We start from the raw sequence: 24,055 nt of genomic DNA, 5'->3' as shown, positions 1-24,055 counted from the left end.
TCGCCGTGGTTTCAACTCAAAACGTTGGGGCACACCGCAAGACCTGACCCTGAAGTTGGGTTTGACCCCGTTGGTTTGCGTAGGTTAATTCAGTGTGGCGTAATTGAATCTTTCCATGGGAAAAAGAAGATCCGATAAGTTTCTTCCTTTTTTGTTACATGATTGAAATTAGCAAAAACCATTTCATAATGATTCTCGCCGCATGAAAACTCACCATCGAACAACAAACTAACACCGGTCATCTCGCTAAGCTTAATATCAAACTCCTTACCGGTAGCTATTGGATCTAAGTTAAATCTTCTGGCATAGTCGACAACACTTTTACTTGTTCTTTTTAGTGGCAGCAAAGACATGTTGGAAATCGGTACATAAACTTCTGAATCGTAGGTCTTATATTTGTTGACCTTAAATCGTTTACCTTCAGAAAATATTTCCATCTTGGTTAGATCAAGTGAGAGGTACGTATTTGTAAGAAAAATCATAGTCAGCTCATCAGACATAGCCTCTTCACATGTCTCTAGCTTTGGTTTCAAAGATCGTCCCGGAGTACTATAAAAACTAACAGACAACTGGCTATTAAGAAGAAGCTCTGGACTCGCCTCATAATATCGTTTTTGCTGTCTTTCCGTACGCGCTTTTGGTTCCAAAGCATAGCTACTAAATACAGAGGTCATTGTTGTATAGCACCCCCCAATAACAATACAGAGTAACAAAACTATAGCCTTATTCATCTCTGATGTTCCTTGCGTAATATTTGTATTAACGGTCTTTGCTGTCCGGTCTTGCACCGTGCTCGACAAGCTTTCCTGATTTAGTTTCTATGAGTTTAAGGATAAGCTGAAATTAAATAATTCATAGTAAATCCAATCGATTAAGGAAAATGACATAGATTTAAATATGAAGTAAACAAAAAACCGGACTAAAAAGTCCGGTTTTCAAAGATAACGTAAAACTTTAGCGTTAAACGTTAAACAAGAAATGCATGACGTCGCCGTCTTTACAGACGTAGGTTTTACCTTCAACGCGCAGTTTGCCTGCTTCTTTGGCTCCGGCTTCACCTTTACAGGCGATAAAGTCGTCGTATGACACTACTTGAGCACGGATAAAACCACGTTCGAAGTCGGTGTGGATCACGCCTGCTGCTTGTGGTGCTGTTGCGCCAACTGGAATAGTCCAGGCGCGTACTTCTTTTACACCAGCAGTGAAGTAGGTGTGCAGGTTCAGCAGCGAGTAACCACCACGGATTACGCGGTTTAAGCCTGGCTCTTCTAAGCCCATAGACTCTAAGAATTCTGCTTTTTCGCTATCTTCCAGCTCAGCAATTTCAGATTCAATAGCAGCACAAATAGACACTACAATAGCGCCTTCTTTGGCGGCTATGGCTTTTACTACGTCTAAGTGTGGGTTATTTTCAAAACCATCTTCCAGTACGTTAGCGATGTACATAGTAGGTTTGATTGTCAGGAAGTTCATGTACGACACCAGCGCTTTTTCGTCGTCGCTTAAGTCCAGCTGACGTAAAGTTAAGCCTGATTCTAAATGCTTTTTAACTTTTTCCAGCACTTCCATTTCAGCTTTAGCGTCTTTATCACCAGCTTTGGCTTTTTTGCTCACGCGGAAAATAGCTTTGTCGGCGCTGTCCATATCAGATAAGACCAATTCCATATTGATGGTATCGATATCGTCAGCCGGATCAATTTTACCAGCAACGTGGATGATGTTTTCATCATCAAAACAACGTACTACGTGACCGATAGCGTCGGTTTCACGGATGTTGGCCAGGAATTTATTACCTAAACCTTCACCTTTAGAAGCGCCTTTTACCAGGCCTGCTATATCGACGAATTCCATAGTCGTTGGCAGGATACGTTGTGGTTTTACAATGTCGGCCAGTTGCTGTAAACGCAAATCAGGCACAGGCACCACACCGGTATTTGGTTCGATAGTACAAAACGGGAAGTTAGCCGCTTCAATACCAGCTTTTGTCAGTGCGTTGAACAGAGTAGATTTACCTACGTTTGGTAAACCAACGATGCCACATTTAAAACCCATGGGTGTATCCTTTGTGCTTAGACGGCAAAGCCGTGCTGTTTGCGAACCGGACGCGCTTAAACTATTGCTTAAGCCGCGCTAAAACTATGTAACCTGTGCTGCGCTTTAATTAAGCCATCGCTTAACCAGAGCTCAAAACAACGCATCGATTCATCCAAAGCTTCGTCGATCAGCTTCTGTTCGGATAACGGTGCTTTGCCCAGCACATAACCTGTGACTAAATCTTTGTGACCAGGATGGCCAATACCCAGTCGCAGGCGAWAAAAATTGGCATTGTTGCCTAGTTTACTGGTGATGTCTTTTAAACCGTTGTGACCAGCATGGCCGCCACCCAGTTTAAATTTAGCTACGCCGGGCGCTATCGCCATTTCGTCGTGAGCCACCAGAATGTTTTCGGGTAAAAGTTTATAGAACTGCGCCATAGCTGCAACGGATTTGCCACTTAAATTCATGTACGTAGTGGGAATCAGCAGTTTATATTCCTGACCTTGAGTGACAAATTTACCAGTCAGGCCAACAAATTTACTATCAGGACGAAGAGAAACGTTATAGCGGCGGGCAAGTTGTTCTACAAACCATTGACCTGCGTTATGGCGGGTCTGGCTGTATTCTGGGCCTGGATTACCCAGGCCCACAATTAACTGAATTGCTTCAGTCATTACTCAGCTGTGTCTTCGTCTGCTTTGCCAGCAGGCTTGTTCACAGATACAACGGCTTGGTCATGACCAGCGCCTTTGGCTAACTCAGTGATAGTTACGCCAGCAGGAACTTTCAGATCTGACAAGTGTAGAGTTACGCCTACTTCAACGTCTGCTAAATCCACTTCAATGAATTCTGGCAGGTTCTGTGGTAACACAGTGATAGCCAGTTCGTTGATATGGTGAGCAACGATGCCGCCTTTCTTAGTTGCAGCAGCTTCGTTGATGAAGTGTACTGGAACTACAGTGTGTAACTCGTGGCCAGCTTCTACGCGTTGGAAGTCAACGTGCATAACTTTTGGCTTGAACGGGTGACGTTGCATAGCTTTAACGATAGTTTTCACTTCTTCACCGCCAACAACGATAGTCAGGATGTGAGTGTAGAAACCTTCGTTAGCCTGAGCTTGTAACAATTTAGAGTGATCTAAAGTGATAGACAGAGCTTCTTGATGACCACCGTAAATAATAGCTGGTACTTTGTCTGCGTGACGTAGGCGGCGGCTCGCACCTTTCCCTAAATCAGTACGGACTTCTGCATTTAACGTGTAAATGGCGTTTGACATGGTATTCTCCAAAAATTAATAGACCCTGAGTTCCGCGACCTGACCCCAGGAAGAAGCTTTTTCGGTGGGTGAAGTTAAATTCAGCCGACGCAAAAAAGCGCGCTATGGTATCACTGGAGCCTTAAGGCTGCAAATGAAAGCTACAAAAGACAAGTATAAAAAAAGACACCTTTTGATGTCTTTTTTAAATCTGCAGTCTGAAGTTAATCAGGCGTCTGATTAATCAAACATAGAAGAGATAGATTCTTCGTTGCTGATACGACGGATACATTCGGCCAGCATATCGCTTAAGGTCAGCTGTCTTACTTTGCTGACTGCGCGCATTTCTGCACTCAGCGGAATAGTGTCGGTGATGATCAGCTCGTCGATCACTGAGTTTCTGATGTTCTCAGCGGCATTGCCAGAGAAAATCGGGTGAGTGGCGTAAGCAAATACTCGTTTTGCTCCTTGTTCTTTTAAGGCTTCAGCGGCTTTGCATAAAGTGCCGCCTGTATCAATCATGTCATCGACAATAATACAGTCGCGATCTTTTACATCACCAATGATATGCATTACTTGAGACACGTTAGCCTTAGGACGACGTTTGTCGATAATGGCTAAGTCGGCATCGTTCAACAGTTTGGCGATAGCGCGGGCACGTACTACACCACCGATATCCGGAGATACCACTACTGGTGCAACAAATTCACGCTTACGCATATCGTCCAGCAATACCGGGCTACCAAAGACGTTATCAACCGGAACGTCGAAGAAACCCTGAATTTGTTCAGCGTGTAAGTCCACAGTTAAAACACGATCTACACCTACGCTGGATAAAAAGTCAGCCACTACTTTAGCAGTGATAGGCACACGGGCAGAACGCACGCGTCTGTCCTGGCGGGCATAACCAAAGTAAGGGATAACAGCGGTAATACGACCGGCAGAGGCGCGGCGTAAGGCGTCTACCATCACAATGAGTTCCATCAGGTTGTCATTGGTTGGCGCACAGGTAGATTGGATAATAAAAACGTCAGATCCCCTGACGTTTTCATTGATTTGAACACAGACTTCACCGTCGCTAAAACGGCCGACTTCGGCATCGCCCAGCTTGATATATAAACGGCTGGCTATCTTCTTGGCGAGTTCTGGTATGGCGTTACCAGCGAAAATCTTCATGTCGGGCACGGTAGGATCCTCAGGGCAGTTTGTGAGTCCGGTTAATAATGCAGCAGGCTTTTTGTGTCGCCTGCTGTGCGTCATACGGCTTGTTCCAATTCAGTCAGGACAGCAGACTGATTGACCCCTTTAGCAACAAAACCACGCCATGGTGGCGGTAGTTTTGCAAGGGTTTGACGGGCACTTAATTCATCCTGGAACTCGGCAAACACACTGGCACCGGTACCTGTCATTCGGGACGGCGCGTATTCTATCAACCAGTTCAGTACCATTGCAACCTCGGGGTATAGCCGTTTAACCAGAGTTTCGCAGTCATTTTGCCACTGTGAGTCTAGTAGATCTTTGACTGACATGACGGGTGTATTGCGGATTAAATCAGGGTTGCCGAAGACTTCAGCTGTGCTGACATGCACATCTGGCGTCACAATAAGGTAATAGTTTTGCGGCAAACTGACGGGTTGTAATTTTTCTCCAACCCCTTCAGCAAAGGCTGTTTTTCCGAATACAAATACAGGAACGTCTGCACCTAACTTTAAGCCCAGTTCACAAAGCTGTGCGTTTGATAGCTTTAATTGCCATAACTGGTTCAAAGCCAGCAGTGTGGTCGCCGCATCGGACGAGCCGCCACCTAAGCCGCCACCCATAGGCACTTGTTTATCCAGATAAATACGCACGCCTGCGTTTTCTGCGGCAAAGGGCTGTAATAACTTCGCCGCGCGCACCACCAGATTGCTGTCGTTTTCTATGCTTTTATCTGAACAACGAAAGTTAATTTCACCGTCCCTGGTGAGTGTGAAACTAAGCTGGTCGCCACAATCAAGCATTTGAAACAAGGTTTGCAGATTGTGATAACCATCGGCCCTGCGGCCTGTGATATGTAAAAATAAATTCAGTTTGGCCGGAGCTGATAAGGTTAAAGTTGCCATTTACGCACCACTAACTTAATACGGCTGCCATCGGCTTTAGAATCCAACTGAATGCGTTTTGGCAAAGCTAAGGCATCAGGAAAAAACTCGCTGTAACTGACTTGCCAGTCACGCTGCTGGCTGTCTTTCAGCGTAAAGCTGGTTAAACGGCCTTGCGCATCCCACTGATGGTTAAAGCTTTCTGCGCTTGCCACACCTTTGAGCCACAACGGCATTTCTTCAATAGGTAAACTCCAGCCGGATAAATAATCCAGCAAGGCACTGGCCGACTGAGCTTTATGAGTTTCGCCATCAGCTTTGACCTTAGCGCCACGGGCGTCGGTTTCCAGTTCAAAAACACTGATGCCAACAAAGGTGGTCATATTGGCCTGAAAATAAGGCCCTTGTTGTTGCCAGTTTAAACTGCCACTGACGCTTTCCTCAGGCGCTTTTACATTTAAGGCTCCGGTCAGTGTAAACTCCTGCAATTGCTCTAATTGCAGTTGTCTTTGTTGTGCTGATAGGGGAATAACTGGTTTTAGCTGGCTGCTGTTGCTGGCACAACCTGTCAAAATCAGACTGAAAACTACAAAACAACCAGTTTTTATCGCTGCAAACACACTAATTCCTTCTCTACGCTTTTTTTAGTTTGGGCTTTTTCGTACAATTCGCCCTCTTTTGACTAACGCCGGTTTTTTCGAAACGGGCCAAACAGGTGAATGACCATTTTTGCTTTAGGTATTAATCATAAAACTGCACCTGTCTCCTTACGTGAGCAGGTTGCTTTTGCGCCTGAACAAATTTTGGACGCCTTACGGGATCTGACGACGACGACCCAGGTGTCCGACGCTGTGATTTTGTCCACCTGTAACAGAACTGAGCTGTATTTTAGCGGCAGCGCCGAGCAATCGAAACAAGTAATTGACTGGCTGAGCAAATTTCATCAGTTAGACCTGGCCGAATTACAGCATCATTTATACCTGCATCAGGATCAGCAGGCCAGCAGTCATTTAATGCGTGTGGCCTGTGGTTTGGATTCTTTAGTGCTGGGTGAACCCCAAATTCTGGGGCAAGTGAAGCAGGCTTATAGCCATTCACGTCAGGCCGGTACTATTAATCCGGCTTTTGAACGTTTATTTCAAAAGACCTTTTCAGTGGCCAAGCAGGTTCGTACTGAAACGGACATTGGCGCCAGTGCTGTATCTGTCGCTTTTGCTGCGGTAAGTTTAGCCCGACAAATCTTCGGTCAGCTCGGCAAAGTGAAAGTGCTGCTGATTGGTGCCGGTGAAACGATAGAGCTGGTGGCCAAACATTTATTGGAGCAGGGCGCGGAAAAAATTACTGTCGCGAACCGCTCTTATGACAAAGCCGCAGCTTTAGCCAGCCAGTTTAATGGTGAAGCAGTCAGTTTAGCGCAGGTGCCACAAGCCTTGGCTAATGCCGATGTCGTCATTAGTTCGACTGCCAGTACCTTGCCTATTGTCGGTAAAGGTATGGTGGAACAGGCGCTGAAAAAACGCCGCCACAAGCCGATGTTTTTTGTCGATTTAGCTGTGCCACGAGATATTGAAGAGCAAGTATCAGAGCTGGAAGACGCCTATTTGTATACAGTGGATGACTTGCAATCCATAGTGCTGCAAAACCTGCAGAACCGTCAGGAAGCAGCGGCTGAAGCCGAGCAGATGATTTTGCAGGGCGTCAATGAGTTCAATTCGTGGCTGAGTTTGCATGGCCAGTTAGACGTAGTGCGCGATTACCGCGACAAAGGCGAAGCCATTCGGGATGAATTGCTGGCCAAAGCGGGCAAACAAATTGCAGCAGGGCAGGACCCTGAAAAAGTATTAGCTGAACTTGCGACTAAACTCAGCAACAGGTTGATGCATGCACCAACCAAGGCGCTGCGGCAGTTACTGCAGGACGAGCAACCTCAACAACAATCTTTGATCAACACTTTGTTAGATCTGTAATCAGGTAAATAGAAACAACATGAAAGAATCGGTGTACCGCAAACTCGAAGCTCTGGTCGAACGTTATGAAGAAGTTCAAGCGTTATTAAGTGACGCTGGCGTAATTTCTGACCAAAGTCGTTTTCGCGAGTTGTCTAAAGAGTACAGCCAACTGGAAGAACTGAGCCATGCTTTTGGTTTGTATCGTCAGGCGCAGGATGATTTAGCCAGCGCAGAAGAGATGATGAAAGATTCAGATCCGGATATGCGTGATATGGCGCAGGACGAATACAAAGCAGCCAAAGAGCGGATTGAACAGCTGGATCAGGACTTACAGATTCTGTTGTTACCTAAAGATCCAAACGACAGCAACAGCTGCTTCCTTGAAATTCGTGCCGGTGCTGGTGGTGATGAAGCCGCTATTTTTGCCGGTGACGTGTTCCGTATGTACAGCCGTTTTTGTGAACGCAAACGCTGGAAAGTTGAAATTGTTAGCTGCAACGACGGCGAGCACGGTGGTTATAAAGAAGTGATCGCCAGCATTCAGGGCGAAGGCGCTTACGGTATTTTGAAATTTGAATCCGGTGGTCACCGCGTACAACGTGTGCCAGCCACTGAGTCTCAGGGCCGGGTGCATACTTCTGCCTGTACAGTGGCCATTATGCCGGAAGTACCGGAAAGCGAAGCCATTGAAATTAACCCTGCTGATTTAAAAGTAGATACCTACCGCGCCTCTGGTGCCGGTGGTCAGCACGTTAACCGAACTGACTCTGCCATTCGTATCACTCACTTACCGACTGGTATAGTGGTGGAATGTCAGGACGAGCGTTCACAGCATAAAAACCGCGCCCGCGCTATGAGCGTGTTGCAGTCACGTATTCAGGCCGCTGAAGATGAAAAACGTCGTTTAGTCGAAGAATCACATCGTCGTTCTTTAGTCGGCAGTGGTGACCGTTCAGAACGTATCCGTACTTACAACTTCCCGCAAGGCCGCTTAACGGATCATCGTATCAACCTGACGATCTACCGTTTATTAGATGTGATGGAAGGTGATTTAGATTTGGTGATTGGCCCATTAAGCCATGAACACCAGGCTGACTTGTTAGCTGCTTTGGCTGATGAAAACCGTTAACAATCCTTCCTTAACGCAGTGGCTGCAACAAGCTACTGCGTTACTTACTCCTTTGCTTGAAACCGGCCCTGTACCTGCGGATGCAAAACAGGAAGCCCGGCGTATTTTGCTGGAAGTGCTGGATATTAATGCCACCACCTTGATGTTGTATCCAGAGCGTGAGCTTACCCAAGCGCAGTTGCTGTTAGTTGAACCTGTGTTGACACGCCGTCTGACCGGTGAGCCTTTGGCCCATATTCTGGGCTACTGGTATTTCTGGGATTTTAAACTCGCTGTTGCCCCTTGCACCTTAATACCAAGGCCAGATACCGAATTGTTAGTTGAGCAGTCTTTAGCTTTGCTTTTGCCTGCTAAAGCCAAAGTGCTGGATTTAGGCACTGGCACAGGAGCTATAGCTTTAGCTTTAGCCAAAGAAAAGCCAAACTGGATTGTGACTGGCGTTGATTTACAACCCGATGCAGTGGATTTAGCAAAGCAGAATGTTGAGCTTTTGGCTTTAGCCAATTGCCACATCAAACAAAGCAGCTGGTTTGATGCGTTAGAAGGGCAGCAGTTTGATTTAATCGTCAGCAACCCACCTTATATAGATGCACAAGACCCGCATTTAGCTTTAGGTGATGTACGCTTTGAACCCGACTCGGCTTTAGTAGCACCAGAGCAAGGCCTGGCCGATATCCGCCATATCTGCACCCAAGCCCCACAATTCCTGACCCCATCCGGCTGGTTATGGCTGGAACACGGCTACCAGCAAGCCGACGCAGTACAGCAGATTTTAACCGAAGCTGGTTTTACATCAGTGCAATCAGTAAAAGACTACGGCGACCAGTGGCGTATCACCGGTGGGAAGCTTCCCGCTTAAGTTTTGTTTGTCCTTTCTTTGAATTACTTCTCCTGAAATCTACTGTAGGGCGCGGTTTATCCGCGCCTGTCAGGCGTTAAAATCCTTATATAACAGAGCCTATTTAGTTGTTGCTGAACATTGAAAGCTAAGTTAATTTAGGTACTTACAGCAGCGAGCTTAAAAAAACAGCAGACTCAGGCAGAGAAGCAGCGTACAAACACTGCACTCAAATGTTAGTGCGTACAATTGTTTGAATAATGGAGAATTTATGAGAATTTCAGGATTAAGTGCAATAGCGTTAAGTCTGTCTTTGGCTGGGTGCTCAGCAGCATTGGTTCATTCAACTTCAGAACCAAGACAAAAAATTAACCAAGCTTATGAGCTAATCAATGCAGGTAGAGCTATACCTGCAGAAAAGTTAGCATTAGAAGCCGTCAATATTTATCTAAAAGAATCAAATTTTATCGGAGCCGGAAATGCGGAAACCGTGCTGGGGGTACTTTACTCAAGCTCTGCTTATCATGCAGCTGAAGCTCACTATCGTGAGTTAGGTACTTTTGATCCAACGCCGGAAAAATCAAAATTGAGCTTTAGAAAAGCGGTCGATTTGTATAAAAAAGGCGGAGAGTATTGGGGCGCGGCAAATGCTTTAATTGGTGTTGGGGATGCGTTTTCAAAGCAAGGGGATCATGCTAACGCATGTTTAACTTATCGTGAAGCTTTGCAGACTTATTTGGACCCCAATGCAATATTTACCGGAACTGCCTTTACCTGGAATCCTAAGTATCCGTCTTACCAAGCCATGCTTGAAGCAATTATTCAGGATACTTGCAAAGCAACATAAGCTCGCTGAGCTTGCCCGGATTAGGCTAATGATCTTCAGGTTGGGTTGAGACGCAGTCTCACTAGAGACTTATGATCCTGTGTGGCATGTTGCAACTTTTTGAATGGAAGTCATAACAAACATTTGCCGGTTGAGGCTCAAGGCCCAACCTAAATGACCCATTGAGTGACGTAAGGACATAGTTTGAAAAAATACATGGTGGTAGAAAACTTCAAGCCTGGGCTAATGGCAGAAAACTACAAAGTGTATAACGCCAAAGGTCGCCAGTTTCCTGATGGCTTGTACTATTTAAACTCATGGGTGAATACAGAGAAAAACATCTGTTTTCAGCTAATGGAGTCGAATGACGAAGCTCTGTTCTATCAGTGGTTTAAAAAGTGGGAAGAGTTCGTTGAGTTTGAGCTTTATCCTCTTGATTAAGCTGGATAGCCCTTCACTCATTTGGACGCGAAATGACACCTGAAATCCAGGCTAAATTTTCCAGCTATCCGCCAGCGGCACAACAGCAGCTTGAAGAGGTGCGCCGTCTTATCCTTGCTGTTGCAGAGGAAAATGCGTTAGGTGTAGTGGAGGAAAGTCTGAAATGGGGTGAACCCAGCTATCAGGTCAAAGGCGGTAGTGCGATTCGAATCGACTGGAAGCCAAAAGATCCTGATGTGATTAAGGTCTATTTTCATTGCCAGACCAGCTTGGTTGAAACCTTCAGGGAAATATACCGGCAGGAATTTGAGTATGAGGGAAAACGAGCCATTGTTCTGCCATTAGCTGCACCTGTGTCTGACGCACCATTCAAGCATTGCCTGCAACTGGCACTGAAATACCATAGCCTGAAACACCTCCCACTACTGGGTGCTTGATATGGGCACTTTCTTGCTGCGCTCACTGAAGGTTAGTCAACCTACCTGTTCCAGTTACTGCACAAGTCAGGGCTTTGAGCCTATACTTGTCCTGTAAGTTGTACATATGGAGGTTTTATGAGAATTGTGTCTTTTACAGAAGCAAGAAATAGCTTAAAAGCGGTATTAGATTCAGTGGTGAATGATGCTGATACTGCAGTAATAACGCGTCGTGATGCAGACGATGCCGTTGTGATGTCACTCGATTAGTACAACAGCCTGATGGAAACAGTGCATTTATTGCGTTCCCCCGCAAATGCTGAGCATTTGAATCGCTCAATTGCACAATTCAAAGCTGGTCAAGTGACTCAGCGGGATTTGAGTGATGAGTAGTCGCCTGTTTTCATTGACGGACGAGTTCATGGACTGACTACTTGTATTGGCAAACTAAGGATAAGAAAACGCTTAAACGTATCAACAAACTGATCAGTGATGTAAAGCGTTCACCTTTTGAGGGTATTGGTAAACCAGAACCGCTCAAAGAAAACTTGGCCGGTTTTTGGTCTCGTCGTATAGATGATACAAACAGATTGGTCTTCGCAGTGGATGAGCATGCAATTACGATTATTTCGTGCCGTTACCACTATTAAATTAAATCTTTTATCGAATTAGACTCGCTGGCATTTTATCTCTGAATCAGAGCGATCCCCACGACTCAGTGCTCCTTCTCTCAATACCCCCACTCTAAAATATTTATATTTTCAACGACTTTGTTTTGACCCTTCCCTGTTTAACGCATATAAATAAACACACAGCAGTAAAGCGCGCGGCAAGCTAAGGAGTGTTACATGGCGAATGATTTTTTATTTGCTGAGGAACCCGAGGAAGTTGTACAGATTTCTCGTGGCAGTTGGAAAGTTCTGATAGTGGACGATGAGCCTGAGGTTCATGCCGTTACTAAGCTGGCATTAAGTGACTTTTCCTTTCAGAGCAAACATCTCGAATTTATCAGCGCTTATTCAGGTCGGGAAGCTCGCGAGATGTTGGCGAAGCATACCGATGCCGCCATTGTGCTTTTGGATGTGGTGATGGAAACCGACGATGCCGGATTACTGGTGGCACGTTATATCCGCGAAGAGCTGCATAACCATTACGTGCGTATTATTTTACGTACCGGCCAGCCTGGGCAGGCGCCTGAGCGTCAGGTAATAGTCAATTACGATATCAACGACTACAAATCCAAAACTGAGCTGACGGCGCAAAAGCTCTTTACTGTGGTGATGTCGAGCCTGCGTTCCTATCGCGATATTCTGGCCATTGATCACAGCCGTCAGGGCCTTGAGAAAATTATTACCGCCTCTGCTGATTTGTTTTCGGCCCACTCGATGGAGCAGTTTATTGATGGCGTGTTGCAGCAATTGACCTCCATTTTAGGCTGTAACGACAATGCTTTGCTGGTGACCTCATCGCTGGTGGCAGGCAATATCAATGAAGAAGCCGACCCGGAGCGTTTGGTGGTGTTTGCCGGTTTAGGCCAGTTTGAAAAGCAGGAAGGTAAACAAATCAGTGAAGTACTGGAACCGGCGTTACTGGATGCTTTTCATCAGGCCTTAAATAGCCGCAGCATTGTGTACCGGGACAATTATCTGGTGGCCTATTGCACCAGTAAATTTACCTCTGGTTCTCTGCTTTATGTGTCTGGTTTACCGAACCAGATGACAGATACGCAAAAACGTTTAATTGAGCTGTTTTCACAAAATGTGCAAATTGCTTATGAAAACGTGCAGCTGCAAAGCGAAATTGAAGATACGCAACGTGAAATTGTTTATCGCTTAAGTGAAGCGGTGGAGCATAGATCCATCGAAACCGGCAATCATGTAAAGCGGGTCGCCTTTATTTGTTACGACTTAGCTAAAGCTTATGGCTTACCGGAAGAAGAAGCTGAAAAGCTGATGTTTGCGTCTCCTTTGCATGATGTCGGCAAAGTAGGTATACCAGATGGCATTTTAAATAAGCCGATGAAGCTGCATGGCCAGGAATGGGAAGTGATGAAAACCCATGCCAGCATAGGCTATGAAATTTTAAAGAACTCAAAACGTACCATTATTCAGGCAGGCGCTATCATAGCGCAAGACCACCATGAGAAATGGGATGGCTCTGGTTATCCCAGTGGCAAAAAAGGCGAAGAAATTCATATTTACGGCCGTATTGCTGCTTTAGCTGATGTTTATGATGCATTGCGCCACAGACGCTGTTATAAATCGGCCTGGACCTTAGAGCAGGTGCTTGAGAAGATCAGCAGTGAGTCGGGCAAACATTTTGACCCTAAACTGGTCGAAATTTTTAAAACCCGGGTCGACAAACTCGAAGCAATACTGCAAAAATATCCCGATGACGAGTAAGTCGCAGTTATCACTTATTCCAGGCCACCTGCGGGTGGCCTTGTTATTCCGCAGACGTTAAATGATTTTTAAGGACTATTTTTATGTATATGGCACTAAAACATTCTCATATGTTGTTTATCGCGCTCAGCGTTACTTTTTTAGCAGTGCGGTTTTTATTGAGTTTAAAATCCCCGGCTTTGTTGCAGAACAAGTTCTTAAAAATTGCGCCTCATGTGGTGGATACCTTATTACTGCTGACGGCTATTGGCCTGATGCTGACTATTCAGCAATACCCATTTCAGACGCCATGGCTGACCGATAAACTTTTTGGTTTATTTGCTTATATTGGCTTAGCTGTGATGGCATTAAAAGGCCGCACTCTGCTGATGCGCTGGGTAGGTTTTTTAGGTGCTTTAAGCTGGCTGGCTCTGGTAGGCAAAGTCGCTATTACTAAAACCCCTTTACTGTTTGGTTAAGGGGTTATTTGGCTAAAACAGCCGTGTTTTTAAGTATGCTTTTTGTGATGTTGTTTCTTGTCGTAGTGGATAGTAGATGAAGTCTGAGTTAAAGCAGCAGGGCCTGGCCCTGCTTGAATTATTGTTAGCAATTGAACAGCAGTGGACTGATGCAGAGCAAATTCAGCAAGCAAAAGAGTGCTGGCTGGCAATGGCACCTGCCAAAGCTGAAACAAAGCTGACAATGAATGCGTTAGCCCGCCATGTGGACAGCTTTTACCGGGATGCTTTTTTTACCCCTCCAGTTAAACCTTTGCTGATTGAAGAGATGCATCAGCCCACATTGCTTAGCTATGCCATTAATCAGCGTGAAGCCGACCCGCTGGTGCTGATACTGCTGCTGTTATGCTGGTTACAACAAGCTGGCTTTCAAAGCGATATAGTGCGCTACAAAGGTGAATATTTAGTGCAGGTGCGTTTATCCAAAGCTGAAAAGGTTTGGGTTGATCCATATACAGGGGCCTGGCAATGTTTGTTAAGCCCTGAAAATGGTCTGGCGCTGAGTATTACTCAGGAACTGGCGACGCAATCTGTCGATTTTCCGACCTTTTGTGACGGGCTGTGGCAACTGCAAAAGCAGCTGTTGTTGGCTTTAGGTAAACGTGAACAAGCCATGGCCGTGGTGCAACATTTGCTGGAGCAAAAACCGGGCGATCCCTACTTGCACCGGGAACGGGGTTTATTATCTGAACTGTTAGATCACTGGTCTTTGGCGATCAGCGACTATCAGTATTTTGTTGATCAAAAACCGGATGACCCGTCCAACGATCATATGAAACAGCAAATCCGCCAGCTGTCGTCCTACCCACAATGGCTGCATTAAGAGTATCATTGCCGCAGTATCCAGTATTTTGTCTGAGGAATTGAAAGTGACGAACCAACATACTATTCAGGTTGGCGCTATTGAAGTCGCCAATAACAAACCTTTTGTGCTCTTTGGTGGCATGAACGTTTTAGAGTCGCGTGATTTAGCCATGCAAGTGGCGGAATACTACGTCAAAGTCACAGAAAAGCTGGGCATTCCTTATGTCTTTAAAGCCTCTTTTGACAAAGCCAACCGCTCTTCTGTGCATTCGTATCGTGGTCCTGGCATGGAAGAAGGTTTAAAGATTTTTGAAGAAATTAAAAAAACCTTTAACGTACCGCTGATCACCGACGTGCACGAACCTTATCAGGCCGCTATTGTGGCTGAAGTGGTGGATGTAATTCAGTTGCCGGCCTTTTTGGCCCGTCAAACCGACTTAGTCATAGCTATGGCGCAAACCGGTGCTGTGATTAATGTGAAAAAACCACAGTTTTTAGCACCGCACGAAATGCGTCATATCATCACCAAGTTTCAGGAAGCGGGTAACGATAAAATTATCCTTTGCGAACGTGGCTCCAGCTTTGGTTATAACAATCTGGTGGTTGACATGTTGGGCATGGACGATATGAAGCAATACGCTCCGGTGATTTTTGATGCAACCCATGCGTTACAGCGTCCTGGTGGCCGTGCTGATTCGGCTGATGGTCGTCGCGCTCAGGCGGCTCAGTTGGCCCGTTCTGGTATGGCGTTGGGTTTAGCTGGCTTATTTATTGAAGCGCACCCGAATCCAAATGAAGCCAAATGCGATGGCCCTTGTGCTCTGCCATTGAATAAACTGGAAGCCTACCTGCAACAAATGAAAGAATTGGATCAGTTAGTCAAATCTTTTGCGCCTTTGGATACATCAGCAAATTAAAAAACCACTGTAGGGGCGGGTCTTGTAACCGCCCGCTTAAATGCCAATTAAATTTCGTTACTTTGAGTAAGAAGGGGATGAAAAACGCCCTCTTTGCTCAAGTATTAAGCTAACGATTCGAGCAGCTAAAAAATAAGTTGACTTGGATCGCCGAAATCCGTTTAATACCCCCCGTTGCCCAGATAGCTCAGTCGGTAGAGCAGCGGATTGAAAATCCGCGTGTCGGTGGTTCGATTCCGCCTCTGGGCACCATAAATTTTTGTGATGTGATTCCTTTCAAATCCTGTCACCCAGTTTAGGTTGCCGCTTTAGCTCAGTTGGTAGAGCAACTGACTTGTAATCAGTAGGTCATCCGTTCGACTCGGATAAGCGGCACCATTCACGTTTTGCCCAGATAGCTCAGTCGGTAGAGCAGCGGATTGAAAATCCGCGTGTCGGTGGTTCGATTCCGCCTCTGGGCACCAATAAAAACAAAAAGCCCGTCTTTGTGACGGGCTTTTTGTTTTCTGTTATTCAAAGGCTAGATCTTGGTTACAAATTTACTGCTGTCAGGTTCATTTTACTCAGCCGTGATCTCCTGTTGCTTTTGACGCAACAACACAACCCCAAACCACAACTGCCAAACCAATTGAGACAAGCCAAAAGCTTCTTTCAGGTAAGGCAGGGTATGAAAAACGGTAAGTATCGCAAAGCTGCCTGTGAGCAGACCAAGCCCATGTAGTTTTGCCTTTTGTGGTTGTTGCTGCAGTCCGGCCAGGCTGAAAAGCAAGATCCACAGACCACCCACCAATTCAATACCGCCGCCCAGAGCATGGGTCATCAGCCCCATAACAGAAAAGAGGGTTACTGCGAGATCTGGATCTGTATTGACCAGATTGATCACTCGCTCCAAACCTGTCAGGGCTATCATGCCAGACGCCATCATTAAGACCACCCAAACCTTGCCAAACAACCCAGAGACTTGCACTAAGGCTGATCGCGGCTGAGGCAACTGCTGAGGGATAGCAATCACCATCACGGCCAGTAAAAAACCAAACAGCAAATAACCTATGGCATAACCTGCCGCTACCAAAAACTGATGCTGCTCTATGTATTGAATTTTCTGTAAAGGTTCCGCTTGCTCGGGTTGAGATAAAAACACAAAAAAGATCAGTGCCACTGTGAAGTAACACAAAGCCATGCCTAAAGCGGCTAAACCGCCACAGCGTTGTAAGGTAAAAAAGGATGCTGAATTGGATGTGCCTTGATAAAAGGACATAATGACTCCTGAAAAAACTGAATTAATGTGGTAAAGGTTCGCATAAAATCTTATGCAAAGCTGAAGCTGATGTCGTCCGCGACTATAAGCGCGGACAGTTTTTATGCCGCAGTTAGCTGTTATTACTTAGACTGATGGGGTTCTTCATCGCAAACGACAAGGTAGGGAAGTCTGTTGATGCTTGAGTTGGTTTTTGCCGCTATGGCCTTGGGGATTGTGCTGCTGGTTGTGCCTTACTTTTGCTTGCAACTGCTGCAGAATAAGCACTTGATGCCGCTTCTCATCGTGCTTTTGTCATTGGCCTTTATAGCCACTGGACCTGTGGTTTTTACCCTGCGGCCTTCATTGGTTTTTGTATATATCGCACTGATGCCATTAGCTTTTTTTGCTCTGAACCCTGCCTTGTGGTTCTACATCAAAGCTTTAACTGCAGAACAGCCCTGGCGCTTCACAGCTGCAGACGGCTGGCATGTTTTACCTCTGGGTTTTGCCGGGGTACTGGCGGTGCTGATCCAGAGCTTGTCTTATGAACAACAGCAGTTGTTATTTTTTTCTGAGGCGTCAAATGTGGCTGGTTACACTTTGCTGGTTGCTATCGTATTTTTAGCGGCTGTGTTGCTATGGCTGGGGCAAAGTTGTTTTTACCTGCGGCAGATGCTCAGCACGGTCAGACGTTACAGACGAAAGCTGCGTCAGGTCTTTGCCGAGGACAGTGGTAAACGGCTGGCATGGCTGGAAATGCTGGTGCTGTTGCTACTGTTCAGCTGGAGTTATGCAGTGCTGAACCTGATGCTGGCTGAGCGCTTGAATTCGGTATGGTTGTCGGATGCAGTGGTGCTGTTTTGCTTGTTACTGGTAGTGTGGTTAGTCGCCTGGTGTGGTTTAACGCAGCAACCGGGTTTTAGTGAAACCTATAAACTACAGATTGTTTCGACTGAAGCTGAAGAGTTAAAGCCTGATCAAACTGAAATGACAGATGCAGCTCAAGGCCTCACAAAATACCAACGCTCAGCCTTGGGCGAGCAACAGTCTGCCCGTATTGCTGCCAGGCTTCAGCAAACTATGCAGTCTGAGTTGTTATATCTGGATGAAACACTGACCTTGTATAAACTGGCCGAACATCTTGCGGTGCCTGCACACTATTTATCCCAAACGTTAAATCAACACCTGAGGATGTCATTTTTTGAGTATGTGAATCAGGCTCGTGTAGAAGCTGCCAAACAAAAGCTCAAACAAAGCGATGATTCAGTGTTAAGCATCGCTATGTCTGTAGGTTTTAATGCCCGCTCGTCTTTTTATACCGCCTTTAAAGCCAATACAGGCCAAAGCCCGGCGCAGTTCAGAGCTGCCAATCGGCAGGATAAACAGCTGTTATAAGCCCGTTAACTTTGCCTGAAATCCCCACACTTGAAAATGCTCCGGCTGAATGTCGCTAAAACATTTTAAGCGGCTTTCGGCCTGATCGTATTCAGTCCTGTGCCAGTGGTGTTCGGCCGGCAGGGCTACTACTTTCATGCCTGCTGCTTTGGCTGCTGTTAAACCTGTGATTGAGTCTTCAAACACCAGACAATGTTCTGAAGCTACACCAAGCTTGCTGGCTGCCAGATGGTAAATTTCAGGTTTAGGTTTGCCTTGTGTCACCAGCTCGATAGAACATAGTGCTTGAAAGTACGGACGAATTTGCAGTTTATCCAGCACAGTGTTCATCAGTGATCCCGGTGAATTGGTGGCAAGCGCTACCGGAATTTGCCAGCTTTGCAGTTGTTGCAATAGCTCCACTACACCTTTTTTCACCACTCCACGCTCAAGCACAGCCAAAGCCACATAATCAATAACGGCTTGTTCGGTTTGTTCAATGGTCAAATCCTGCCAGGGCGAATGCTTAAACCAAAGTTCAGTAACAGCTCTGGTGGTCATGCCACTGGTCTGTGATGTAATGGCCGGATCCAGTGTTACGCCTAATTGGCGAAACACATGCTGCTCGGCTTCAGCCCAATAAGGCTCAGAATCAATCAGTACCCCATCCATATCAAAAATAACTGCCTGAACCACCTGACGGCTCCCTCTTTTGCTGTCTCTGGCTTATTATTCAACAGCACAACACTCTGCACCACAGCTTTATCCGCTTTCGCAGGCTAAATTCTGTACTTGGCTTTATTTTTGCGGTGAAGTGCAAAAATCCAGATTGGAGTCTGGGGGCAATTGCTCTATGGTAAAGCGTCACTTGTTAAAAAAGGATCTTGTAGTGCGCCTGTCTTTTGCCTTGTCTTGCGTATTTTTGTGCAGTTTCAGCCTGTTGGCAGCAGAAACCTCAGTTAAACCAGCGGTTAGCTATCAGTTATCATTTGCTAATGCGGCGCATCATGAAGCCGTCATTCAAGCGCGATTTGATGGTGTCAGTTCGGCCAATTTGTTGCTGAGTATGAGCAGTGCTTCACCTGGCCGTTATGCACCTCATGCTTTTGCCAAAAATATCTACGATTTAAAAGCCACAGACAGTACAGGCAAAGCATTACCACTGCGGCGTATCAGCCCAAGTCAATGGTCTGTGGGGCAACACGATGGCACTGTGATTGTGAATTACCGGCTTTATGGTGACAGAGCCGATGGCACGTACAACCAAATCGACCGCTCTCATGCACATTTAAATATGCCTGCTACCTTACTGTTTGCCCATGACTATGCATCCTTGCCGTCATCTTTGCGTTTTGATTTGCCCGATCCACGTTGGAAAATAGCCACTCAGCTGCAATCACAGAGCGATGGCAGTTACACTGCGCCAAATTTACAGTATCTGATGGATAGTCCGGTTGAATTGAGTGCTTTTAGCCGCCGTAGCTGGCAAGTGGCAGATCATCAGTCGGAAGCCACTATTCATCTGGTTATGCATCACCAGGGCACAGAGCAACAACTCGATACCTTCACTGAAAAAGCCAAAGCTGTAGTGGCAGAGCAGCAAAAGATTTTTGGTGAATACCCCAGGTTTGATTATGGCCAGTATGTATTTATTGCTGATTACCTGCCGCATGTGGATGGTGACGGCATGGAACATCGCAACTCTACTATTCTGACCGATGAGCGTTCATTACTTGAAGCGAACTATGCTCAGATCGAAACTTTGTCGCACGAGTTTTTTCATGCCTGGAATGTGGAGCGGTTACGCCCGGCCGATTTAGAACCTTTTGATTTTCAGCGCGCCAATATGAGTCGCAATTTATGGTTTGCCGAAGGGGTGACCAACTACTATGGCAAACTAACCTTAAGCCGTACTGGTCATTTTGATTTAGCTACTTATCTTGAGAAAACAGTAGCGGCACTGAACAGAGTGCAACTATCACCTGGCCGACAGTTTTTTGCTGCAACAGGGATGAGTGAGCTGGCACCTTTTGTTGATGCTGCAGTATCTGTCGACCCGACTAACTATGCCAATAGCTATATCTCTTATTACACCTATGGTGAGGTGTTGGGTCTGGCGCTGGATTTAACCTTGCGTACTGAATTTGACGGGCTGAGCCTGGATTTGCTGATGCGAAAACTGTGGCAAGACTTTGGCAAAACCGGCCGCTTTTACACCGAGCAGGATTTGCTGCAGGCTTTGGCAGCACTAACGGCCAATCCGGATTTTGCAAAGAACTTCTTTAGCCGTTATATCGATGGTCAGCAACTACCTGATTTCGAAGCTTTATTTTCTGCTATGGGCTTGAAGTTAGCAGCAGCCAAGCCAACACAGGCTTTTTTAACTGCTGCAACTTTGCTGGAGCAGGACAAGCAACTCAAAGTCGACAGCAATACGCTGATAGGCACGCCTTTGTATCTGGCTGGTGTAGACAAAGGAGATGTGCTGTTAAAACTGGGACGGTATAAATTAAGCTCTAAAGCTCAATGGGATAAAGCCTTGTCCTATTACAAAGTGGGGGATACAGCAGAGCTGAGTTTTAGCAGCCGGGGGAAAAACTACAGCACTCAAGTGACGTTTACTGCGGATCCCAGCTGGGCTTTAACTGAAGACAAAGACGCGACAGCAGAGCAGTTAGCAAAAAGGGCTTTATGGTTAAAAGCCCAGCGTTGAAGTTAGATTTTATTTTGCTAAAAACTGCGCCAGTTTCACCACAGCCTGAATTTGCTGACCTTTGCGGTTGGCATAATTTGCATCAGTGTAACCCCACCAATCCCAACAGGCTTGTGGGTTCATTGGCATCAGGGCTGAGGCGCGGGTTTGTGGATACAGCACCACTATGTTGTTGCTGTCGGCATAGCGGTTGAAACCCGCTTTTTCGACATAAGCCATGCCTACCACATCGGCATGCTGGTTACAGCCGTGAAAGCTGATATGCAAAGTACAGCTTTGGCCTTGCTCACAACTTTTGGGCACATAGACAAGACCTTGTCCTGCCATAGTGGCGGCCAAATCTCCTGCTATTTTTTGCTGCTCAATTGGATAAATAGTGCCGCTGCTATTATCCGCAGGGGCTTTCAAACCGGGCTGAATAAATTTCAGCGCTTCCCCTGCTGCATCGTAACTACATTTGCCTAAAAACGGTGCTTCGGAGCTGTCACATGCGCTGCCCTCGTTTAAGGTTGGCATATGATGAGCAAAGTTTTTATCCTGCACATAACTTAGCTGTGCTGCTGGTAGCCACTCTTGGTACTGTTGATAAAGGGCGTCAGCTACTTCTTTGCTGATTTTTTGATCGGCAGTGCCGTGCAGTAACCAGATTTTACTTTGTTTAATCTCTGCTTCAGAAGCCAACAAACCTTGGGCTGACCAGTCTTTTAGCTGCTTATTGAGATCAGCCAAAGGGATAGGGCTGTCTACTTTATTGATGCAGTGATCCAGAGCTGTCATTAAGTTGTTCTGTGCGCAATACACCGGACCTGCTGCCACTATGGCCGCGCCTTTTACCCAATCGGCATGAGCAAGCTGAAACTGCGCTGCCATATAACCGCCGCTGGATAAACCCGACACTGTGGTTTGGTCTAAATTCAGTTTTAATGCAGGCAAAGCCGCATAAGCCGTGCTGCTCAGAGCGAAGGCGAAAGAAGATAAAACAAAAGGCAAGGTTTTCATCTGAACTGTCCTTTTAAGGGCTAAAACTTGACGGATCCCATTCTGATTGCTTTAGGCTGATGTCGCTATAGCACTAAGGTACAGTAAGTGGCCAGAACTGCTGCAGTAAAAAGATCCGCTAAAGCAGTGATACAATTTGCAGCAAAAGCCGTACTATAAAGGCACTTTGCTTTGGGTAGAAATAAATGATGTTGTCCAGCTCCAATGAACTGTTAATTCTCGGCTGTGGTCATTCAGAATCCGATACCTTGTTTAATAACAATGCCTTGGTGACAAACGCCAAAGGCAATATGCTGATTGACTGTGGGTACACCATCAAACCTGCTTTGCAGGCTCAGGGCTTAAAGCTGCAGGATATAGACGCAGTGTTTATCACTCACGTGCATGCCGATCATGTGTTTGGCCTGGAGCGGCTGGCGAATGAAGGCCGTTACAAATACCATAAAAAAGCCCGGCTGATTTTGCATCATGAGTTGTATGACGAGTTATGGCATCAGTGTCTAAAGGGCGTGTTGGCGAAAAATGGCGAAGGCGAAAATCAGCTTGCTGATTACTTTGATCTGGTGCTGTTACAAAACGATGAGTTCGAGCTATTTGGTAATCGGTACCAACTGCATCGGGTGTCTCATACGCCGGGCAAAGTCTGTTTTGGCGTGATGATTAACCAGAGTATCTTCTATTCCGGCGATACGGTGGCCATACCGCAGTTGCTGATGCAGTTAAAACCAGAGCTTATTTTTCACGATGTCACTCTGACTGACTATAACCCTGTACATGCTTCGGTGCATTCACTGTTAAGCTTGTACCCGGCTGAGCTCTGCAAAAAAACCTATTTAATGAGTTATGAAGACCATTGGCCAGACTATCAGCAGATGGTAGATCAGCATTTTGCTGGTTTTGCCCGGCAAGGGCAGCGGGTGCTGTTAAGTAAGGAACATCAGACGGATACAGCTGCAAGCTGAGTCACAAGGAGTTTTATGTATTATGTGATTTCGATAGGCTCAAATATTCAGCCTGAACACCATGTGGCCGCTGCTGTCAGCACGCTGGCTAAAAGCTTTGGATCTTTGTATCTGTACCGGCGGGTTTATACTCAGGCTGAACTGGTGGAGTCTAATCATGTATTTATTAATTCGGTGCTGGTGCTGAGTTCAGGCTTGTCTGCTATACAATTAAAAACAGAGCTTTGCCGTATTGAAGAGTTGCTTGGACGGGACAGAAGCGATCCATTACGTAGTGTCAAAGATCGCAGCTGTGATTTGGATATTATCTGGTATCAGCAGGCATGGTCAGAGGTTTGGCAAAAAGAGTTGACAGAGTCCTATATTCAACAAGTGTTTGACCCGGCAAGCAAACAAGCCCCTATTCAGCTGGGCTGTCAGTTATTTTCCGAGCGACCTGCCGCCATCTATTTTCAGGCTGAGGCCAGTGACAAATTTATTATCGATCAAAAACCGGACGCCCTGAAAAATTGGCTCAAAGCCGGCTTCTTCAGCAATTAGGGTTTGTTGCATCACCTGTTGCTTTTCGCTGTTGCTGTGTTCTGGCAAAAACATAATAGGACCTGGTTGAATACTGTTCACCCGTATTTTTGGTGCATATGCTTTGGCCGCCGACTTCATTAAATTCTCAAGCCCGGCTTTGGTGCTGCAATACAGTGAAAAAGCAGGGTTTGGGTTTTCGCTGTAAATATCTGTGATATGCACAATCAGACCGCAGCCCTGAGTTGTGGCGATTTGTGGTGCTAAGTGTTGGTTTAAAAGTGCAGGCAGCTGCATATGTACGGCAAATAGCGCCTGATAAAACTGAATGCTGTCATGAGCATGTAACTCATCTTTCTCAAATAAGGATGCGTTATGGATCAACAGGTCAATACTGTTTTGTTGTTGTAACTGATGGATCGCAGACATCACCGAATCGGCCGATTGATAATCCACCACAATTTGAGTTAAATACTGCTGCTCTGGATTCAGTTGTCTGGTAAGGCCGAAGACCTGATAGCCCTCTGCACTGAGTTTTTCTGCCAGATAAGCGCCTAAGCGCCGGCTTGTTCCTGTAATGACTGCGGTTTTCATTGCCAAACTCCATCAATTTATCTGCTGCTTTATACGCTGTTGCCTGTATTCAGTTCAGTACA

General features: G+C 46.0%; 25 protein-coding genes, 3 tRNA genes and 2 pseudogenes. 19 read left to right on the top strand and 11 right to left on the bottom strand.

What is annotated here, in order from left to right; translation table 11 throughout:
- Positions 1-89: 89 nt before the first annotated feature.
- The 7 genes from P3C17_RS05050 to lolB all read right to left on the bottom strand — a co-directional run bounded on the left by P3C17_RS05050 (position 90) and on the right by lolB (position 5,993).
- Positions 90-731: a hypothetical protein gene (locus P3C17_RS05050; protein ID WP_300928395.1), complete on the bottom strand. Its 642-nt coding sequence runs from the start codon at positions 729-731 to the stop codon at positions 90-92.
- 229 nt (positions 732-960) lie between these two features.
- The gene (ychF, locus tag P3C17_RS05045; RefSeq protein ID WP_300928394.1) at positions 961-2,052 is read right to left on the bottom strand and encodes a redox-regulated ATPase YchF; all 1,092 of its coding nucleotides are present in this window, start codon (positions 2,050-2,052) and stop codon (positions 961-963) included.
- A 68-nt stretch (positions 2,053-2,120) separates the two neighbouring features.
- On the bottom strand, positions 2,121-2,711 hold the full coding sequence (pth, locus tag P3C17_RS05040) for an aminoacyl-tRNA hydrolase (protein WP_300928393.1): 591 nt from the start codon (positions 2,709-2,711) through the stop codon (positions 2,121-2,123).
- Positions 2,711-3,313, bottom strand: coding sequence for a 50S ribosomal protein L25/general stress protein Ctc (locus tag P3C17_RS05035; protein WP_300928392.1), 603 nt, complete (start codon positions 3,311-3,313; stop codon positions 2,711-2,713). Before P3C17_RS05035 ends, pth begins: the two co-directional genes overlap by 1 nt.
- Before the next feature lie 219 nt (positions 3,314-3,532).
- The gene (locus tag P3C17_RS05030) at positions 3,533-4,468 is read right to left on the bottom strand and encodes a ribose-phosphate pyrophosphokinase (RefSeq protein WP_346015656.1); all 936 of its coding nucleotides are present in this window, start codon (positions 4,466-4,468) and stop codon (positions 3,533-3,535) included.
- 80 nt (positions 4,469-4,548) lie between these two features.
- Positions 4,549-5,394, bottom strand: coding sequence for a 4-(cytidine 5'-diphospho)-2-C-methyl-D-erythritol kinase (gene ispE, locus P3C17_RS05025; RefSeq protein WP_300928390.1), 846 nt, complete (start codon positions 5,392-5,394; stop codon positions 4,549-4,551).
- Positions 5,382-5,993, bottom strand: coding sequence for a lipoprotein insertase outer membrane protein LolB (lolB, locus tag P3C17_RS05020; protein WP_300928389.1), 612 nt, complete (start codon positions 5,991-5,993; stop codon positions 5,382-5,384). Before lolB ends, ispE begins: the two co-directional genes overlap by 13 nt.
- Positions 5,994-6,092: 99 nt before the next feature.
- Here lolB and hemA point away from each other — a divergent pair, with 99 nt between their 5' ends.
- The 15 genes and pseudogenes from hemA to P3C17_RS04945 all read left to right on the top strand — a co-directional run bounded on the left by hemA (position 6,093) and on the right by P3C17_RS04945 (position 16,056).
- Positions 6,093-7,340, top strand: a complete 1,248-nt coding sequence (hemA, locus tag P3C17_RS05015; protein ID WP_300928388.1) for a glutamyl-tRNA reductase — start codon at positions 6,093-6,095, stop codon at positions 7,338-7,340.
- Positions 7,341-7,359: 19 nt separating this feature from the next.
- The gene (prfA, locus tag P3C17_RS05010) at positions 7,360-8,451 is read left to right on the top strand and encodes a peptide chain release factor 1 (protein ID WP_264343325.1); all 1,092 of its coding nucleotides are present in this window, start codon (positions 7,360-7,362) and stop codon (positions 8,449-8,451) included.
- The gene (gene prmC / locus P3C17_RS05005; protein WP_300928387.1) at positions 8,438-9,310 is read left to right on the top strand and encodes a peptide chain release factor N(5)-glutamine methyltransferase; all 873 of its coding nucleotides are present in this window, start codon (positions 8,438-8,440) and stop codon (positions 9,308-9,310) included. The genes prfA and prmC overlap by 14 nt, the downstream gene beginning before the upstream one ends.
- 250 nt (positions 9,311-9,560) lie before the next feature.
- Positions 9,561-10,136 carry a hypothetical protein gene (locus tag P3C17_RS05000; protein ID WP_300928386.1) on the top strand — a complete coding sequence of 192 codons (576 nt, stop codon included), beginning with the start codon at positions 9,561-9,563 and terminating at the stop codon, positions 10,134-10,136.
- A gap of 183 nt (positions 10,137-10,319) precedes the next feature.
- A complete protein-coding gene (locus P3C17_RS04995) occupies positions 10,320-10,556 on the top strand; it encodes a DUF3303 family protein (RefSeq protein ID WP_300928385.1) in 237 nt (78 codons plus the stop codon).
- A 32-nt stretch (positions 10,557-10,588) separates the two neighbouring features.
- A complete protein-coding gene (locus P3C17_RS04990) occupies positions 10,589-10,993 on the top strand; it encodes a DUF1801 domain-containing protein (RefSeq protein ID WP_300928384.1) in 405 nt (134 codons plus the stop codon).
- 117 nt (positions 10,994-11,110) lie between these two features.
- A pseudogene (locus P3C17_RS04985) lies at positions 11,111-11,365 on the top strand (type II toxin-antitoxin system prevent-host-death family antitoxin).
- A pseudogene (locus P3C17_RS04980) lies at positions 11,358-11,622 on the top strand (Txe/YoeB family addiction module toxin). Before P3C17_RS04985 ends, P3C17_RS04980 begins: the two co-directional pseudogenes overlap by 8 nt.
- 198 nt (positions 11,623-11,820) lie before the next feature.
- Positions 11,821-13,374: a response regulator gene (locus tag P3C17_RS04975; RefSeq protein WP_300928383.1), complete on the top strand. Its 1,554-nt coding sequence runs from the start codon at positions 11,821-11,823 to the stop codon at positions 13,372-13,374.
- An 83-nt stretch (positions 13,375-13,457) separates the two neighbouring features.
- Positions 13,458-13,832, top strand: coding sequence for a SirB2 family protein (locus tag P3C17_RS04970; RefSeq protein ID WP_233081426.1), 375 nt, complete (start codon positions 13,458-13,460; stop codon positions 13,830-13,832).
- Between the two features lie 76 nt (positions 13,833-13,908).
- The gene (locus tag P3C17_RS04965) at positions 13,909-14,694 is read left to right on the top strand and encodes a tetratricopeptide repeat protein (RefSeq protein ID WP_300928382.1); all 786 of its coding nucleotides are present in this window, start codon (positions 13,909-13,911) and stop codon (positions 14,692-14,694) included.
- Between the two features lie 46 nt (positions 14,695-14,740).
- Positions 14,741-15,592 (top strand): 3-deoxy-8-phosphooctulonate synthase, encoded by an 852-nt coding sequence (gene kdsA, locus P3C17_RS04960; protein ID WP_233010775.1) that lies wholly within the window; start codon positions 14,741-14,743, stop codon positions 15,590-15,592.
- A gap of 176 nt (positions 15,593-15,768) precedes the next feature.
- Positions 15,769-15,844 (top strand) — tRNA-Phe (locus P3C17_RS04955).
- Between the two features lie 50 nt (positions 15,845-15,894).
- Positions 15,895-15,970, top strand: a tRNA-Thr gene (locus P3C17_RS04950).
- Positions 15,971-15,980: 10 nt separating this feature from the next.
- Positions 15,981-16,056: transfer RNA gene (locus tag P3C17_RS04945), tRNA-Phe, on the top strand.
- A gap of 95 nt (positions 16,057-16,151) precedes the next feature.
- Here P3C17_RS04945 and P3C17_RS04940 read toward each other — a convergent pair.
- Positions 16,152-16,850, bottom strand: coding sequence for a hypothetical protein (locus P3C17_RS04940; RefSeq protein ID WP_300928381.1), 699 nt, complete (start codon positions 16,848-16,850; stop codon positions 16,152-16,154).
- 177 nt (positions 16,851-17,027) lie between these two features.
- Here P3C17_RS04940 and P3C17_RS04935 point away from each other — a divergent pair, with 177 nt between their 5' ends.
- Positions 17,028-18,227 carry an AraC family transcriptional regulator gene (locus P3C17_RS04935; protein WP_300928380.1) on the top strand — a complete coding sequence of 400 codons (1,200 nt, stop codon included), beginning with the start codon at positions 17,028-17,030 and terminating at the stop codon, positions 18,225-18,227.
- Here P3C17_RS04935 and hxpB read toward each other — a convergent pair.
- Positions 18,222-18,902: a hexitol phosphatase HxpB gene (gene hxpB / locus P3C17_RS04930; protein WP_300928379.1), complete on the bottom strand. Its 681-nt coding sequence runs from the start codon at positions 18,900-18,902 to the stop codon at positions 18,222-18,224. The genes P3C17_RS04935 and hxpB overlap by 6 nt on opposite strands.
- Before the next feature lie 193 nt (positions 18,903-19,095).
- Between hxpB and P3C17_RS04925 the strand changes: the two genes are divergently transcribed.
- Positions 19,096-20,919: a hypothetical protein gene (locus tag P3C17_RS04925; RefSeq protein WP_300928378.1), complete on the top strand. Its 1,824-nt coding sequence runs from the start codon at positions 19,096-19,098 to the stop codon at positions 20,917-20,919.
- Positions 20,920-20,928: 9 nt separating this feature from the next.
- Here the strand turns inward: P3C17_RS04925 and P3C17_RS04920 are convergent, their stop codons facing one another.
- The gene (locus tag P3C17_RS04920; RefSeq protein ID WP_300928377.1) at positions 20,929-21,918 is read right to left on the bottom strand and encodes a PHB depolymerase family esterase; all 990 of its coding nucleotides are present in this window, start codon (positions 21,916-21,918) and stop codon (positions 20,929-20,931) included.
- A gap of 185 nt (positions 21,919-22,103) precedes the next feature.
- Here P3C17_RS04920 and P3C17_RS04915 point away from each other — a divergent pair, with 185 nt between their 5' ends.
- A complete protein-coding gene (locus P3C17_RS04915; RefSeq protein WP_300928376.1) occupies positions 22,104-22,880 on the top strand; it encodes an MBL fold metallo-hydrolase in 777 nt (258 codons plus the stop codon).
- A gap of 15 nt (positions 22,881-22,895) precedes the next feature.
- The gene (locus tag P3C17_RS04910; protein WP_300928375.1) at positions 22,896-23,420 is read left to right on the top strand and encodes a 2-amino-4-hydroxy-6-hydroxymethyldihydropteridine diphosphokinase; all 525 of its coding nucleotides are present in this window, start codon (positions 22,896-22,898) and stop codon (positions 23,418-23,420) included.
- Here the strand turns inward: P3C17_RS04910 and P3C17_RS04905 are convergent.
- The gene (locus P3C17_RS04905) at positions 23,301-23,993 is read right to left on the bottom strand and encodes an SDR family NAD(P)-dependent oxidoreductase (RefSeq protein WP_300928374.1); all 693 of its coding nucleotides are present in this window, start codon (positions 23,991-23,993) and stop codon (positions 23,301-23,303) included. The two genes, P3C17_RS04910 and P3C17_RS04905, sit on opposite strands and share 120 nt — an antisense overlap.
- Between the last annotated feature and the right edge of the window lie 62 nt (positions 23,994-24,055).

It is taken from the genome of Rheinheimera sp. 1928-s (assembly GCF_029269265.1).
In the GTDB taxonomy this organism is placed as follows: Bacteria; Pseudomonadota; Gammaproteobacteria; order Enterobacterales; family Alteromonadaceae; genus Pararheinheimera.
Note: the sequence above shows the minus strand (reverse complement) of the source record. Positions and strands in the feature narration are given on the sequence as shown.